Genomic DNA, 16,337 nt, shown 5'->3' with positions numbered 1-16,337 from the left:
CTATTAAAGTCACCTTTTTCTCTAATAGACGTTTCTCTTATATTTTTTCAGGAAAACATTACTTATTCTAAAAGAAAATGAAGAAAAATGGAATACTTTTTTGAAAAAATGTATAAGTATGCACAAAAAAACCGCTCATTTTGTAATGAGCGGTCATTTTAAACATATAAAATTGTATATTTCTTGTAAAATTAACGAAGTAAATTCTCTTTTTGTAAAAATTGTTTCGCTACTTCTTCACTACTTTTACCATTCACATTTACTTCATAATTCATTTTTCGCATTTCTTCATCTGCAATCTTTCCAGCTAATTTATTTAATACTTTTTCAAGTTCAGGATATTTTTGTAATGTCTCTTTTCTTAATAACGGCGCACCTTGATAAGGTGGGAATAATCCTTTATCATCTTTTAGCACTTTAAGTCCGTATTGCTCCAATTCACTATCCGTTGAATATGCATCGATTACGTTCACATCACCAGATTGAATTGCACTATAACGCAGTTTCGGTTCCATCGTTTTAACATTTAAAAACTTATAGTTATATAACTTTTGCATTCCTTTATAACCATCTTCACGATCTGCAAATTCTAATGTAAATCCTACTTTAGCTTCCTGTGCAATATTTCCTAAATCAGAAATTGTATTTATATTCTTTTGATCTGCTATTTTTTTCGGCATCGCTAGTGCATATGTATTGTTATACTCCATTGGATTTAACATGACCATATTATATTTTTTTTCCATTCCAACGCGAGCTTGTTCATATACTTCCTCACGATTTGTGCTTTTCGGTTCTTCTTTCACGAAAGTAGATAAGGCTGTTCCTGAAAATTCTGGGTATATATCTACTTCACCTGATTTTAACGCTTCAAATACAAATGCTGTTTTCCCAAGACCCGGCTTTAATTCTACTTGTAAATCTGTATCCTGTTCAATAAGTTGTTTGTACATTTGAATTAAAATTTCTGGCTCCGATCCAAGTTTTCCAGCAATAACTATATCTTTCTTTTGTGTATTCCATAGAAATGGAGTAGCAATCATAACTACAACTATACATATCGTCAATATAACGCACTTAGAAGAGCGTTTGGGACTCTCAAGTATGCGAAGTACTATATCAAAGAATAAAGCGAGTAACGCAGCTGGTACGGCCCCTAAAATGATAAGCGCATGGTCATTTCGATCGATCCCGAGTAGTATGAGCTTACCGAGCCCACCAGCACCTATTAAAGCAGCTAATGTAGCCGTTCCAACAATTAATACCATCGCTGTACGAATACCAGCCATAATAATTGGCAACGCGAGCGGAAGCTCTACCTTCCATAACCTTTTCCAGCTATTCATCCCCATAGCTCTCGCCGCTTCTATAAGTGATTCATCTAATTCCCGTATTCCTGTATATGTATTTCGTAAAATAGGTAATAGTGCATACACAACTAATGCGATTATAGCTGGCAGTTTTCCAATTCCTACTAACGGAATTAATAGTCCAAGTAAAGCAAGTGAGGGCACTGTCTGCATAACAGCAGAAGTCCCTATTATAAATTCAGCCATTCGTTCTTTTCTCGTTAATATAATGCCAAGTGGCACTGCAATAATTACTGCAAAAAATAGTGAAATAAGCGATATTTGTAAATGCTCACTTAATGCACTTAGCAATTCTATTTTTCTTTCTTGGAACGTTTGAATAAAATCAGTCACTGTTTAGCCTCTCTCCTTCATTTGTTCAACAATATAATTGACAATATGACGACTTGTTAACATACCAACATATTGACCATCTTTTTCAACCGGCACTGATTCTTCAGTTTGTAAACGGACTAGTGCTTCTTGTAAAGGAGCATGTAAAGATAAAGCAGCTCCTTCTATTCGTGTATGATCGTCTAGTGGCATTACATCTTCTATAATTATTCCCTCATACCATTGTCGCCCACGATTTCCAATGAACTCCTCAACAAACTCATTTTTCGGATTATGTATAATACCTTCAGGTGTATCTAATTGAACAACTTTTCCTGCTCTCATTACACAAATGCGATCACCAAGTGATAATGCCTCTTGCATATCGTGCGTTACAAACACGATCGTTTTTTGAATCTTTTTTTGCAGTTGTACGATATCCTTCTGAAGTTGCTCCCTGCTTAACGGATCTAACGCACTAAATGGTTCGTCCATAAGAACAATTTTCGGATTTGCGGCTAATGCCCGTACGACACCGACACGTTGTTTTTGCCCTCCTGACAATTCATCAGGCATACGATCACGATATACATCTGGATCGAGCCCAACCATCTGTAGCAAGTCATCGACACGTGCTTTTATTTCTTTTTTGCTCCATTTTCTCATTTCAGGAACAACTGCAATATTTTCAGCGATTGTCATATGTGGAAATAAAGCAATTTGCTGCAACACGTATCCTATATTCCAACGTAATTCATTTATATTATATTGTTGAATATCTTTTCCATCGATTAAAATTGAACCTTCTGTCGTTTCAATCAAACGATTAATCATCTTCATTGTCGTTGTTTTCCCGCAACCACTCGGACCAATGAGAACAAAAAATTCTCCTTTTTTAATTTCTAAATGCAATGAATCCACTGCTTTTGTGCCATCTTCATACGCTTTTGACACATGATTAAATTGAATCACAAATACAACTCCTTTATTGTTGTTTCCTTTATTTTGATGGAATATGGAATTCATTTCAAATGATACGCATTATTTCTATATAAAAAAGAGCTCACATTTGAGCTCTAACGGTCGAACAATATTGTTTTCATAATAGCAGCATATTCACGCACATACATTTTTCTCTTAGAACGCATTGGCGTTTCTGCAGCTAATGCCTCCATCTGTATTCCTAAACGCCTTGCAATTATTTTTGTTCGATATAAATGATACGTATTACTGACAACTACCGCATGTTTTACATCAAATAAATCCATACTAAACTTCAAATTTTCATACGTATTTGTCGAACGGTCTTCCATTAAAATACGACTCTCATCTATACCGTGTACCATTAAATAGTTTCTCATACTGTGAGCTTCCGGTATATCTTCATCTTCTCCTTGACCACCTGAAACAATTACTTTCACCTCAGGGTGAGAATATAAATATTCCAACGCTACATCCAAACGGTTTTGAAGTGATAAAGACGGTCTATCTCCAAATAACTTTGCACCTAATATAAGAACGTATGGAGAGTGATTACTCAATTTCTCACGAGCAACTTTATTCATTCGAAACGTCATATAAATAATGTATAGTGGCGGTAGTAATAAGATTATAAGTAATATCCATTTGTTCATAAATAAGTTAACACTCCCTTTCTTTTTATTATATAGAAAAAGAAAGGGAGGCAGAAGTAATTTTTAAACGAGTGATTTATTCGGAACATCCGCTCTGATTTTACGTTGTGATATCACATAGTAAAGAGCGATTCCTAATGATAGGATCAATATACAGCTTAATAGGTAAAATGGGAGCATTACCCCAACTTTAGATACACCTGCTGTAAACACCATTAATAATACTATTCGTATTCCTGTACCAATTAAGCGAAATAAGCTGTCCACTCGTCCCATTACTTCGTTTGGGATTTCCTCCATCATCAATACATTTCTCGCGACTCTTGTTCCAGCGTTTCCAATCGCATGAAAAATCGCTAGTCCATATAACAGCATTACGGACGGTTCAATGATCATTATGGTAATTGAAATTACATAAATGATCATCGTCAAAACGATTGAAACTTCTGTTTTAACATACTTCATTATGAGTGGAATACTGATTCCCGCAATAACCGCTCCGACACCGTACATCATACCTTCTACTGCGTATACAGAAGCATTGGCTTTAAGTATATCTGAAATATAAACTGGTATTAAATAATTTGCCATCATAACACCGATAAACGGCATATAAGTGGCAAGTAAAAACCAAAAAAGCTTAGGACACTTTTTCATAAAGTGAATTCCTTCGAACAATTGCTTCTTAAACGGTACTTTCCGTTTCACTTCTTTTTTCTTTACGTACGGTATACATAAGAAAAGAAAAAATGCTCCTGCAAAAGTTAACATATCTACTAACAAGATCCATTTCAAAGAAACAATTTCAATTAAAAAACTCGCAGCTGCTCCTGAAATAACTTGTGTTAACTGTCCTTGTATCTCCATCGTTCCACTTAAATTTTTATAATGTTCTGCTTGAAATATTTCTTGGTTAAATGCAAAAATTGTAGGATAGAATAATAGATAATAGAATGACCCTGCTATATAAATAATAATGTAATGAATAGAATGATAAGATTGCCCGGCAAATCCCCATATAGTCATCATTCCTATAACGGCTATCCCGATACCTTCGTTACATAACAATAAAGATTTTCTTGAAAAACGATCAATGCTTTGCCCAATGAATGGTGTTAATAAAAACATAATGAGGGTTGCAACGATCGAAACATAACCAAACGTTGTCTCTCCCCCACCTTCTTTAATTAACAACCATGGGATCGTAATCATAACAATCCCGGAACCAATAGCTGATAAACTATTGGCTCCTAGAATGTAATACAAGCGAGAATCATGATAAAGCGAGGACATATCACTCCACTCCTAGTTGTTTTTTCACCTCTTTATATACGCTCATATATGCTTTTAATTCTTTAACTACATCATGAATTAATGGTTTTGCATCTTCTCCAAGTTCACCATCTTGTACGTGAAGTCCATCAAGCACTACTTGTTTTGGGATTGCATTTGCGTAAACACCTCTAGCAACAGTTCGCATACTATTTAATGCGTTAATTCCTCCTTTACCGCCCCCCGCAACAGCTAGTAATGCGACAGGTTTATGGATAAACTCACTACTACTTAAGTAATCTAACGAGTTTTTCAGCGCTCCGCTCATCGCATTATGATATTCTGGTGTACATAGTACTACACCGTCTGCTGCTTTCACTAACGCTTTTAATTTTTTTACTGCCTCTAAATCACGTTGCGATTCTTCGCCGTTATATAAAGGCAATTCCTCTATTGCTAAATCGTATAACTCCCCTTCAAATTGATCTGCAATATATTTTGCCACAACGCGAGTTCTACCTAATTTTCTTGGTGTACCGTTAATAACGACTAGTTTCATAAACAATTCTCCCCTTTGTTTTCAAATTCTACTTATATATTATCAGAAATTTCTATACAAAACACAATATAAAGAGGGAACTTCCTTAATCAAATAGTATGATACACGAAAAAAGAACTCATACTTTCGTATGAGTTTCGCGCTATTACTTTGTTTCACCATTCTGACTTATTGTACCTATGCTTTTATTTGCCTCAAAATGGTAATATGCTTTTTCCGCTAATTCTGTTCGTTCTTCTGGTAATTCTATATATTTCATTACGTTTTCAATTATTTTTTCGTACGGAGTAAATACAATTCCCGGCCACTCTACCTCATCTTCTGGATTACTATTTTCGGAAATAATAAATTTCTTATTTGCGACTGCATAAGACACGCGAGGTGTTTCAAGAATTCCTGATAAGTAAAAATGAATATTTAATATAATTTTAGCTCTAGCAATCAATTCATTTCTAACAATTCCCCACGCATTATTTTTAAAAACTATATTTAAATTTGGGGCAATCGCTTTTAGATGATCAAAAATAGCTTGCCGCCTCGGATTAAGAGCACCTATAAACAGAATATCAATATCTTCAGTAATGTCATCTTCAAATGCATCTTTTTTTATTTCCAAAGTTGGAGCATAGTTCATTTTTACATGTTTTATTTCTTTTCCTACCCCTTTTTGTTTTAGCCACTCTATATTTTGTTTACTATAATCCCAAATCACTCTATCTTTTAATAATATTAAATAAAGCGGGTGCGCATATGGACTTCCTTCGTATAGCTGTTCTAAATTATAAATAATTGCATCTTGCGGAAGGAGATTCGGGTTATAAGCGTATGTATGCGCTCCAAAAATAACTGTATTCTTTACATTTCCCAGTATTGTTTCTGATATAATTACTGTATTTCCCTCCTGCTCCAACCTCCATTTCAAAGCTCGCGCAACATCTATGAAACTACCGTACGTCTTCGGGCATATAAAAAGACAATAATCATATTCTTTATTCAAATAAACTTCCATTAATTTTAAATTATTTTTATATAAATCTACATCCGGATGTTTAAGTACCAACTCATTTGCATGTTTTCTTGCCACTTTATATAATCCAGCATAATAAGCAGCGATGCATCTTCTTAATTCGATTCTTTCCCGATCTTCATCTAATACATCCATGTTTAAAAGAAGATTTGCGATACAATACGCTTTTAAATGATCACGATCATAATAATAGTCTAGTAGTGGCATCAATTCTTCATACGTATTTCCATGCACCGATTCCCCTAGTTCAATCGCCCATCGTATTAATTCCATGATTATTCCACTACTCCTTTAACCGGAAATGTATTTAATAAAATTTCGCATTATTTTCTACCACATTTGCTATATGAAATGGAATCTCTTCTTTTATCGATTCCAAATACTTTTGCGACACCGCCCCTAAATGTTTTTTATGAGGTATATAGAAAGCACTAATAGAAATTTCATAATCAAATAAGTAATCATACACATGATAATCCACAAATAGAAGATCATCCTTTGGAAAAGGAATTTCCTTCCCTTGCAGAGCATACATCAAAGCAATATTGTTTTGAGATCGTAATCGATACAACCTTGCAAGTTGGTATAATGGTTCAGCCCGAGTTGGTCTATATTCCCACGCTTTTTGAAAATAAAAAACAGCTAATGCTAAATATTTCTCTTCTTGCCCTTTAACATTTTCTTTTTCATCAGCATCTGTCACTTCATTTTGTTTATTTGCTGAACGATTTGCTAACTGCTCATAGCAAAATCCTATTCGCAATAACGAATAGAATACCTCTTCAACCCAACCCCCTGCTTCCACTCGTTTTTTATACCATTTAATCGAATCTTCAAATTGACTTAAATGAAAATAAGTCTGAGCTAAATAAAATAAATATCTTATATGCAAATCTGGCGTTGTTTCTGGGTCGTTTATTCCTTGTAACAACAACCTCTCATCTCTTTCAAATTTATCAGCTTTACTCCCGCCATCTCCGGGATCATTCACGACAAGAGTCTCTAACCGATCTACCCTCGTATTGTAATTCGCTCCAACTTTTGAGCGATCTATATCCCAATACTCATGAGTAACACCGACAGATTTCCATGGTAAAGAAGCTTTCAAAAGACGTGTAAGCCAATATTTAATATGAACATCATATTGCAATGTAAGATAATGATCTTCCGTTAAGCTCGTTTTATCGAAATTCGGATCAACCTCTAAAATCATATCCGCATCTAATATTAATAAATAATCTGCTTCTGGATATGTTTTTTGCGCTAATGAAACAGCTAAACTTCTGTTATAACCAAAGTTTTTAAACGGCTCATGATGAACCGTCCCAGGTATCTCATTTTCCTTACACCAATTTTCAATAATTTCAGGCGTATTATCCGTCGATCCAGTATCACAAATAGAAACATAATCTACAATTGATTTTGTTGCATTTAAACATCTTTCCATAATTCTAGACTCATTTTTGACAATCATACAAAGACATAACTTTTTTTCTTCCTTTGCAGACTTCACTTGCTCATTTCCCATTTAACCACCTCATATTTTATTAACACGCTCTTCTCATATGTAACAACATTTTTTAGCTATACTGATGACATAAGCACCCTTTTACTATTTATGAAAACTTCATTTTATTTATTCTTACTTTTATGTTGGGACATATTTCATGCTTCGCTTTATATTTGATACAATCAATACAAAAAAACATAATACGGGAATCCGTACATTTCAAAGTCTAAGAGGAGGTTATATTTTGTTGGATTACATTTGGCTAGATGACAAATCACCAATTTTAGAACAACTACCAAGTAATTTTAAATCTGCAGCTATATTGCTACATCCATTTGTCCAAATGCCTTTAGGATGGGAAAATTCTGTGAGAAAAAGACCATATGAGCACATCTATCCTAGCGCTGAAGAAATCATTCACAATGGGAAATCCGTTTCTTGGAAGGAAATGATGTCTTGTAGTGGATTACATTCATACGCAGACCTAGCAATGGCCATGTTGACTTCCATTAGTGCCTTTTCAGAAGAATATAAAAGAGAGGATTTAGCTGAAAAGCTACATTCAAACTTAAAAAAAGATCTTTATTATCCAACAGAAGATTATACGTCTATATTTTTATTACACAAATTACTTAAACTCCTCGGTTCTAAAGGTGCAAAAAATCTATATTTCTCTGAACCAATTCTTGATACAAACGGATTATTACAGGTAAATAATACTACTCCATTAAATATTTGGGACATTAGCAATAATGAGTTAATTATTACTGGAGAAGACAATGAGTATGCGTTTATGAGTATATACGATTCCTTTACAACCTTATTATTAGCTAAAGAAGAAAATATAGAATATATTGTTCAATCAATGAATGTTGAAGCTGTCATTTGTGACAAAAAAACGATGATTGATTGGTATTTTTAAATTAGTAATTTCTTAAACTATAAAAAAGAAACTTGCGCTTATGCACAAGTTTCTTTTCAAAAACATCCTTATTTTTTTACAACTTCATGTCCACCGAACTGATTACGTAGTGCTGAAACTACTTTTCCGTGGAATGTATCATCTTCCTGAGAACGATAGCGCATAAATAATGACATCGCGATTACTGGTGCCGCTGCTTGTAACTCAAGCGCAGTTTCAACAGTCCATTTCCCTTCTCCTGAAGAGTTCATTACACCTTTAATGCCATCAAGTTTAGGATCATCTGCAAATGCTTTTTCAGTTAAGTCCATTAACCAACCGCGGATTACTGATCCGTTCGCCCATACTTTTGCAACATCTTCATAATTGAAATCAAAGTCACTCTTATCTAGTACTTCAAATCCTTCAGCGATTGCTTGCATCATGCCGTACTCAATACCGTTATGAACCATTTTTAAGAAATGACCACTACCAACGCGGCCAGCATAAGAATAGCCATTTTCTACTGCTAAATCTTTAAATAAAGGTTCTAATTGGTCATAAATTTCTTTTTCTCCACCAACCATTAAACAAGCACCGTATCTAGCTCCTTCTACACCGCCAGATGTACCGATATCTACATAATGTAATCCGAAGCTTTTTGCTTCTTCAGCACGGCGTAACGTATCTTTATAGAATGAATTTCCACCTTCAATAACGATATCACCTTCATCTAATAACGGATACACATCTTTTAATACTGACTCTACAACTTCTCCTGCAGGCACCATTACCCAGATCGTACGAGGAGCTTCTAATTCAGCGATCATTTCTTTTAATGTATGACGTGCAGTAATTCCTAGTTTTCCTGCCTTTTCTACAAGCTCTTTATTTACATCGTATACAACTACTTCATGCTTGTCTTCATGTAAGTGTTCAGCTAATGGGAATCCCATTTTTCCTAATCCAATTAAACCTAGTTTCATATTAATCAATCTCCCATTCTATACAAATATATTTAATAACGAAATTAATCCAAGTGCTACAACTGATAGTATCGTCTCCATTGCAGTCCATGTTAATAATGTTTCTTTCACAGTCATTCCGAAATACTCTTTAATCATCCAAAATCCAGAATCATTCACATGTGATAAAATTAATGATCCTGCGCCTGTTGCAAGTGCTAGTAGTTCAACATTTACCCCAGGTGTACTTGCTGCAATCGGTGCTACAATTCCAGCTGCTGTCATCATAGAAACAGTAGCTGATCCCGTTGCAACTCGGATAAGTGCTGCAATTCCCCATCCAAGTAATATTGGTGAAATATGTGATTCTTTCGCCATTTCAGCAATTGTAGTACCAATTCCAGAATCTAATAACACCTTATTAAACGCACCACCAGCACCAATTACTAACAGTATGTTTGCAATTGGCCCTAAGCAATCATTTGTAAATTGTAATACTTTATCTTTAGAAAATCCTTTTGCATAACCAAGACTAATGAAAGAATAAATCGTTGCAATTAATAAAGCGACTATTGGATCTCCAATAAAGTGTAACACTTGTGCAAGTTGACTCGTTTTATGTAACGCTACTTCAGCAATGGATGCACCAAGCATAAGAAATACTGGAAGTAAAATAGTAAACAATGTATTTCCGAAGCTAGGAAGTTCTTTCTTCTTGTCTCTTTCAATAAATTGCTCCGCTATATCTAACGGCACTTCTTTATGTATACGAGCACCGATCCATTTTCCGTAAAGCGGCCCCGAAATAATTGCAGTTGGAAGTCCGACAATTAATGCATATAAAATTGTCTTCCCTACATCTGCTTTAAAAATACCTACCGCTGCCATCGCTGCTGGATGTGGTGGAACAAGTCCATGTACAACTGAAAGACCTGCTACAAGCGGAATACCGATTGTAATAAGTGATACCCCTGTTTCTATGGCGATTGTAAATACTAATGGAATTAATAGTACAAATCCAACTTGGAAAAACACCGGAATCCCTACTAAAAATGCAACAAACATCATTGCCCAGTGAACACGTTTCTTCCCAAAACGATCAATTAATGTGTTAGCAATTCGTTCAGCACCGCCAGATTCGGCCATCATTTTCCCAAGCATCGTTCCTAATGCTAAAACAATTGCTAAAAACCCTAACGTACTTCCAAGACCCGATTTAATAGAATCAATAATCCCTGGATGTTGTGGTGAAGTTGCAACCAAGGGCATCCCCATTGCTAGCCCAACTCCGATTGCTGTTAAAATTAATGCGACAAATGGATGCCATTTCACTACTGTAATAAGTAGAAGTAGTATGACAACTGCCGCTAGTACAATCCCAACTACCATTTCTCCCAATCCCCCTATTGTTTACGTTGGAAAGCAGCTATACAATCAAATTCTTCTTTCAATCGATTGTAAAGTCGTTCATACATATAAAACATTTCTAAATAAATAGCCGTATTTTCTTTATTTGGTACATGGTGATGGACAATATCAATCCAATCCTTCACCTCGTCAAGAGAATCAATTTTTCCTACCGCATATAAAGCAAGTGCCGCTGCCCCAAGCGCAGATGCTTCATGACTTTCAGGAACAAGCAATTCTTTTCCCATCATATCGGAGAGCATTTGTCTCCAAAATGCAGACTTCGCAAATCCTCCTGAAACACGTATTTCAGTAAGTGGTCCTGTACAATCACGGATTGCAAGTGCAACTGAATATACACTCATACAGACACCTTCCATAACTGCTCGTATAAAATGTTCTCGTTTGTGCTGAAGGTTTATCCCAAAGAATGTACCTCGAGCATTTGCATTCCAGTAGGGTGCACGTTCTCCAGATAGAAACGGTAAAAATAGTAATCCATCTGCTCCAGCTGGTACACTTTCCGCATACTTAATTAATAAATCATAAGGATCAATCCCAAGCTTCCTCGCTACCTCTTGTTCCGGGCTACCAAATTCATCACGTAACCACCTAAGTAATATTCCACCGTTATTCGTTGGCCCACCGATAACCCAGTGCTCATCTGTTAATGCGTAACAAAAAGTTCTTCCTTTTTCATCTGTATTAACACTCGATGCAATAGTTCGAACCGCACCACTTGTCCCAATCGTAATTGCAGCGGAGCCAGGTGATATTGCACCAACACCTACATTTGCAAGAACACCATCACTCGCACCAATAACAACTGGAGTATCTTCATGAATGCCCATTTTTTGTGCTAATTCCGGTTTCATTCCCGATAAAATATATGTAGTTGGTACAGGTGTTGATAATTGTTCTGGTGACATATGTAACATAGTTAAAACATCTTCATCCCAGTTTAATGTTTCTAAATTAAATAACCCCGTAGCAGAAGCAATCGAATAATCAACTACGTAGCGTGAAAATAATTGGTAAATCACATACTCTTTAATGGAAATGAATTTATAAGCACTTGTATATAACTCTGGTTCCTCTTCTTTCATCCATAACAATTTAGAAAGTGGTGACATCGGATGAATTGGTGTACCTGTACGTCTATAAATTTCATGCCCATTCATTTGTTGTAATAATTTTTCTGATTGCTTCGTACTTCGATTATCTGCCCAAATGATAGAACGCGTTAACGGCGCACCGTTTTCATCTACTGCAATTAATGCGTGCATAGCTGTACTAATACCGATTGAAGAAATATCTTCTGGTAGTACATTACCTTTTTTAATGGCAACGCTTACACTTTTGTATACAGCGGTACATATTACATCAGGATCTTGCTCCGCCCATCCGACGTTCGGTTGAATGATTGGATAATCAATTGCATGTGATGCAACGACTTTACCGTTTTCAGTGAATACAACCGTTTTCGTACTTGTGGTACCGATATCAATCCCGATTACTCTCCCCCTTGTTCCCATGCGAATCTTCCCTTCGTTTCTAGCAAAATACGATTTAGTAAACCGTTTACATGAATTAGTATATAAAATATTTTTTCTTTAATCAAGTTTTAAAAAGAAAATTTTTTTCATAACGAAAAATAAATTCCCTCATTCCCTTTCATTTACATACTATATTTAGCTTTTCCATGCGGTAAAATTGCTTCATATTTGTTTCACAACACACTCTTTTTCTAGTTTTTGGGTAACTAGTTCTTTAGCTTGATGGATATGTGGTTCATTGTACAAAACCAACATTTTTAGTAAGATTTCGTAAGGTATTTTTGCATAAAAAGTTTTAAATTCCTTGAGCAAATTGTAGTAATAGATTAGATCAAAAAACGCCATCCTTTCCTATGATTCTATAGAAAGAATAGCGTATTTTTTCATTTTAGGTAGAATTTTATTTTGTTAACTTGATGATACTGTGCTTCTATCCCACCACATCGTCTCTAATTTAAAAACATTTATTCCATTTAATAATTCTTTAATGAAAATAACCTAACTGACATATTCAAACAACTCTATTGACACTTAACACTACACTTCATTAAGGTACATTATTCTAAATTTATTGATGTAGTTGAGATGGACTCACTTTTTGAATTTGAACAAGTATATCAAACGCTTTACCTAATGATATATCAACTGTTTTTGGTATATCAGGCCCTTCGGTAGTTACTCCAGCGAAAATTGGATGTTGTTCGTTCAACCAAGTTTTTGTCACACCGTTTGCCTTACGTAAATCAATAAAAAATTGATCTTTTTTAACTTGTCCAAAGATGTAGTTATAACTGTTTGGATCATCCGATTTTAATATTCCATATGGGCCAAATTCACCATCGCTATTCTTGACATTGTATTGTCCTTCATAAACTGATGTTCCAATAGATACGTACCGTTTTCCATAATACTCTGCTAAATACTGCCCAGCTACTTTAGGGTATACAAAAGGAAGCATATTTGTTTTCGAAACATGGCCATTATGTCCCCATACAATAGTTTTTCCTAAATGTTCTTCAGTCCACTTCGCATTTTCATACATTGCGATATCATGTTTCAAATATAAATCAGATGGTTTATCAGGAGGTGACGTTAACATTGTAGTAAACTGTTCAATAATACGAGCATTTTGTTTTATCCATGCGAACTCTTTAGATTTCCCATTTAAATAACTTTTATTTCCCTCTAATAAAGCACTAATTTGTTTAGCATCTGAAATATACTTTTCTTTTTCTTCTTTCGTAAGGCTTTCAAAAGTATTCATATCCTTTGTTACAGGAATAAGACCTTTTATCTTCTCTTCTATCCTCGGCACAAGTTTTGAATTGGTTCTTTTAATATATTCTATTATATTATTATAAACATTCTCGTTTACTGATTGAATGTCCATCCCGATGATACGCACTTTAGATTTATGTTTTGGATTAGCATTATATTGCCGAATCCAATCAAGTAAATCTAACATTTCTTTCGTCTTAAATACAGGTGATAGATGTTGGCTTGGATTTCCCTCACCAGTAAGAACATATCGATCAAGTTCTAAAGCTCTGTCCCACCCCTCTTCTAAAACTAGGTTGGTAAAGCCCTTTTCAGATACTAAATAATTCACAATACGGTTTTTCATCGTAAAAATTTCATGAGCCCCATGCGTAGCTTCACCTAAACCTACAATTGAAGCTGAACCTACCATATTCTTAAGTGGTTTTAAATCATTAAAAGGTGAATTTGGATTCGTTGTTCTTAAAGGCTTCGCGTGCATTTCTAACCATTCCGCTATTTGATTTTTATTGTAGGGAGCTGTAACAGAAACTCCTGTTTTCGAGTCTGCATAAGTACTTCCTACAAAATTAGTCAGTATTATAGCAGAAACACCAAATGCAGTAATCATTTTCTTTTTCATAAAACCCTCCTGAAATATTGTCTTAAAGCGATAGCGTTCTTTTATACTTAATTACGAGTATTAAATTTTTTAGAGCAAGTTGTTTTTTGCACCAAAATGATATATTTTAAACTATAAACCTATGACAAAACTTATCCATTTCGCCTTTTTGCCTACTTCCTAAATTCAGCAAGTAAAATACTTTTAAAAGGATCAGGATTACTAAAATTAAAGCTGTTCAAATTGACGGCCAATGTATGTTTGCCTCCAAGTGTTCCACCAACAAAAGTGGAAAACCCTAGAACGCTACCTCTATGTCCCCATACCGAGACACCATTCGGAAGCTTAAATTCAACGATTCCAAGACCATATCCCGTTCCTTCTCTATCTGTAGGAACTGTAGTAAGCATTTCTTTTAGCTGCTGTTCCTTCAGCAATTTACCACTGAGTAAGTATGAGAAGAATTTATTTAAATCGTCAGCAGTAGAAATCATATCCCCATCCGAGCTACCTGGGTTAATATACGTAACGTCTTTTAGCTCACTTGCTCCGTCTAGTTGGATATAGCCACGGGCATGCTTCGTGCCTGGAATTACGCTTGAATTACCAGGTAGAAATGTATTTGACAAATCAAGCGGTTCAATAATCCGATTTTCAATCTCTTCCGCATAGCTGTTGCCAGTTACTTTTTCAATAAGGATCCCCAGTAATACGTATCCTGTGTTTGAATAAGACCAACCCTTTCCTGGGGCAAATTCTGGGGGAAGTGAAATCCCCATCTTTACAAATTCTTCAGCCGTATACGATTTTTTTGTATCCATAATATCGAAGTCTTTTGAATTCATATAGTCAGCAATACCACTTGTATGATTCAATATTTGCCGGATCGTAATCTGGTTACCATCATATCCGTTTCCTTGAATGACACCAGGCAACCATTTTTCAATGGAGTCGTCTAAATTCAAACGATTCTCTCCAGATAATTGAAGTAGAACTGTTGCAATGAACGTTTTCGTCACACTGCCAATACGAAAGCGAAAATCTGCTTTCATTGGTTTCTTGGTTCTCACATCCGCTATCCCAGCGGCATAACTCCAAGTTTTACCACCCTTAGAAATGTTAGCGAGTATTCCCGGGTATCCAAGTTGTAGTGCATCCCGTATTGCGTTCTTAACGGAAGTACGATCGCTTTGAGTACTTGTTTGTAACGAGCTAGATACATTTTGCATGGGTTCTGCTTTTACAATTGAGTTTGATGTTATGTATAACAGGGAACTTCCACCTATTAAAAGTGCTAGACTGGCACATGTAATTTTACTGCGTTTTTTCATAAAGCATTCCCCTCCTCTTATTTAAATTGTATTGATGGTTGATAGGTATCTCATATGCTAATCACACAGCTATCAACCCTCCCAATGATAAAAGTCAATACTGAATTTGCAATCATCTATACACCAATTATTTCTACAAACAACTCTCTGACCTAATAAATGATTAACCCCTCTTCTTCAGTTGTCTGTTCACTTCTATAATTTCTTCTTTTCTTCCATAGAGTTTCATTAATTAATTTTTTTATATAAATATACAGTAACTATTCCCCCTCTCGTTCTTCTCTATATTTTGATCATACACATTGAAAATCTCTTTTTTCTTACTCCTTCCTTACAAATTCCTTACGTTCAAAATCACTTCTATATTTCGGTGGTTTTTATTTTAAGAAAACTTAGTTCTATTAACTTGATCGCAATGGAATAGCACCAAATGCCCATCAACTGAAGAAAAGTAAATGCCTCGAAAATGAAAATACTGCACATTTTGCTTGATGGACATAGGGACCGGCTCCTTAGTATAACCTTTTTACCATATGAATATATATTACGTATTATAATTATAAAACCTAAAAAATTTCTTATTTTTCAGAAAAATAAAACAATAAATTAGGATT

The 16,337-nt window shown here is 35.0% G+C and carries 13 protein-coding genes; 1 reads left to right on the top strand and 12 read right to left on the bottom strand.

Annotation, left to right across the window (positions count from 1 at the left end; all coding sequences use genetic code 11):
- Positions 1-191: 191 nt before the first annotated feature.
- From MHB70_RS10030 to MHB70_RS10000, 7 genes are all read right to left on the bottom strand, one after another.
- A complete protein-coding gene (locus tag MHB70_RS10030; protein WP_061529944.1) occupies positions 192-1,703 on the bottom strand; it encodes an ABC transporter permease/substrate-binding protein in 1,512 nt (503 codons plus the stop codon).
- A 3-nt stretch (positions 1,704-1,706) separates the two neighbouring features.
- Positions 1,707-2,654, bottom strand: coding sequence for an ABC transporter ATP-binding protein (locus MHB70_RS10025; protein ID WP_000614062.1), 948 nt, complete (start codon positions 2,652-2,654; stop codon positions 1,707-1,709).
- Positions 2,655-2,758: 104 nt separating this feature from the next.
- A complete protein-coding gene (locus tag MHB70_RS10020) occupies positions 2,759-3,316 on the bottom strand; it encodes a YdcF family protein (RefSeq protein WP_001045785.1) in 558 nt (185 codons plus the stop codon).
- 63 nt (positions 3,317-3,379) lie between these two features.
- Entirely contained in the window at positions 3,380-4,609 is a 1,230-nt protein-coding gene (locus MHB70_RS10015; protein ID WP_061529943.1) for an MFS transporter, read from the bottom strand.
- A gap of 1 nt (position 4,610) precedes the next feature.
- Positions 4,611-5,147, bottom strand: a complete 537-nt coding sequence (locus tag MHB70_RS10010) for an NADPH-dependent FMN reductase (RefSeq protein WP_000780368.1) — start codon at positions 5,145-5,147, stop codon at positions 4,611-4,613.
- Positions 5,148-5,292: 145 nt separating this feature from the next.
- Positions 5,293-6,447 (bottom strand): hypothetical protein, encoded by a 1,155-nt coding sequence (locus MHB70_RS10005; protein ID WP_061529942.1) that lies wholly within the window; start codon positions 6,445-6,447, stop codon positions 5,293-5,295.
- A gap of 34 nt (positions 6,448-6,481) precedes the next feature.
- Positions 6,482-7,702 (bottom strand): glycosyltransferase, encoded by a 1,221-nt coding sequence (locus tag MHB70_RS10000; protein WP_000526215.1) that lies wholly within the window; start codon positions 7,700-7,702, stop codon positions 6,482-6,484.
- Positions 7,703-7,841: 139 nt separating this feature from the next.
- On the opposite strand from MHB70_RS10000, the gene MHB70_RS09995 reads away from it, so the two are divergent.
- On the top strand, positions 7,842-8,606 hold the full coding sequence (locus MHB70_RS09995) for a DUF2711 domain-containing protein (RefSeq protein ID WP_061529941.1): 765 nt from the start codon (positions 7,842-7,844) through the stop codon (positions 8,604-8,606).
- 68 nt (positions 8,607-8,674) lie between these two features.
- Here MHB70_RS09995 and gnd read toward each other — a convergent pair whose 3' ends face one another.
- The 5 genes from gnd to MHB70_RS09970 form a co-directional block, all read right to left on the bottom strand.
- Complete coding sequence (gene gnd, locus MHB70_RS09990; protein WP_000765981.1) at positions 8,675-9,571, bottom strand: phosphogluconate dehydrogenase (NAD(+)-dependent, decarboxylating); 897 nt, start codon at positions 9,569-9,571, stop codon at positions 8,675-8,677.
- An 18-nt stretch (positions 9,572-9,589) separates the two neighbouring features.
- The gene (locus MHB70_RS09985; protein WP_061529940.1) at positions 9,590-10,939 is read right to left on the bottom strand and encodes a GntP family permease; all 1,350 of its coding nucleotides are present in this window, start codon (positions 10,937-10,939) and stop codon (positions 9,590-9,592) included.
- A gap of 14 nt (positions 10,940-10,953) precedes the next feature.
- The gene (gene gntK, locus MHB70_RS09980; protein ID WP_061529939.1) at positions 10,954-12,492 is read right to left on the bottom strand and encodes a gluconokinase; all 1,539 of its coding nucleotides are present in this window, start codon (positions 12,490-12,492) and stop codon (positions 10,954-10,956) included.
- A 589-nt stretch (positions 12,493-13,081) separates the two neighbouring features.
- A complete protein-coding gene (locus MHB70_RS09975) occupies positions 13,082-14,413 on the bottom strand; it encodes an erythromycin esterase family protein (RefSeq protein ID WP_000728394.1) in 1,332 nt (443 codons plus the stop codon).
- Between the two features lie 152 nt (positions 14,414-14,565).
- Positions 14,566-15,723 (bottom strand): serine hydrolase domain-containing protein, encoded by a 1,158-nt coding sequence (locus MHB70_RS09970; RefSeq protein ID WP_000747388.1) that lies wholly within the window; start codon positions 15,721-15,723, stop codon positions 14,566-14,568.
- Between the last annotated feature and the right edge of the window lie 614 nt (positions 15,724-16,337).

The sequence above is a fragment of the Bacillus sp. FSL M7-1020 genome, from assembly GCF_038050415.1.
In the GTDB taxonomy this organism is placed as follows: domain Bacteria; phylum Bacillota; class Bacilli; order Bacillales; family Bacillaceae_G; genus Bacillus_A; species Bacillus_A toyonensis.
This window is presented reverse-complemented; position numbering and strand designations above follow the sequence as displayed.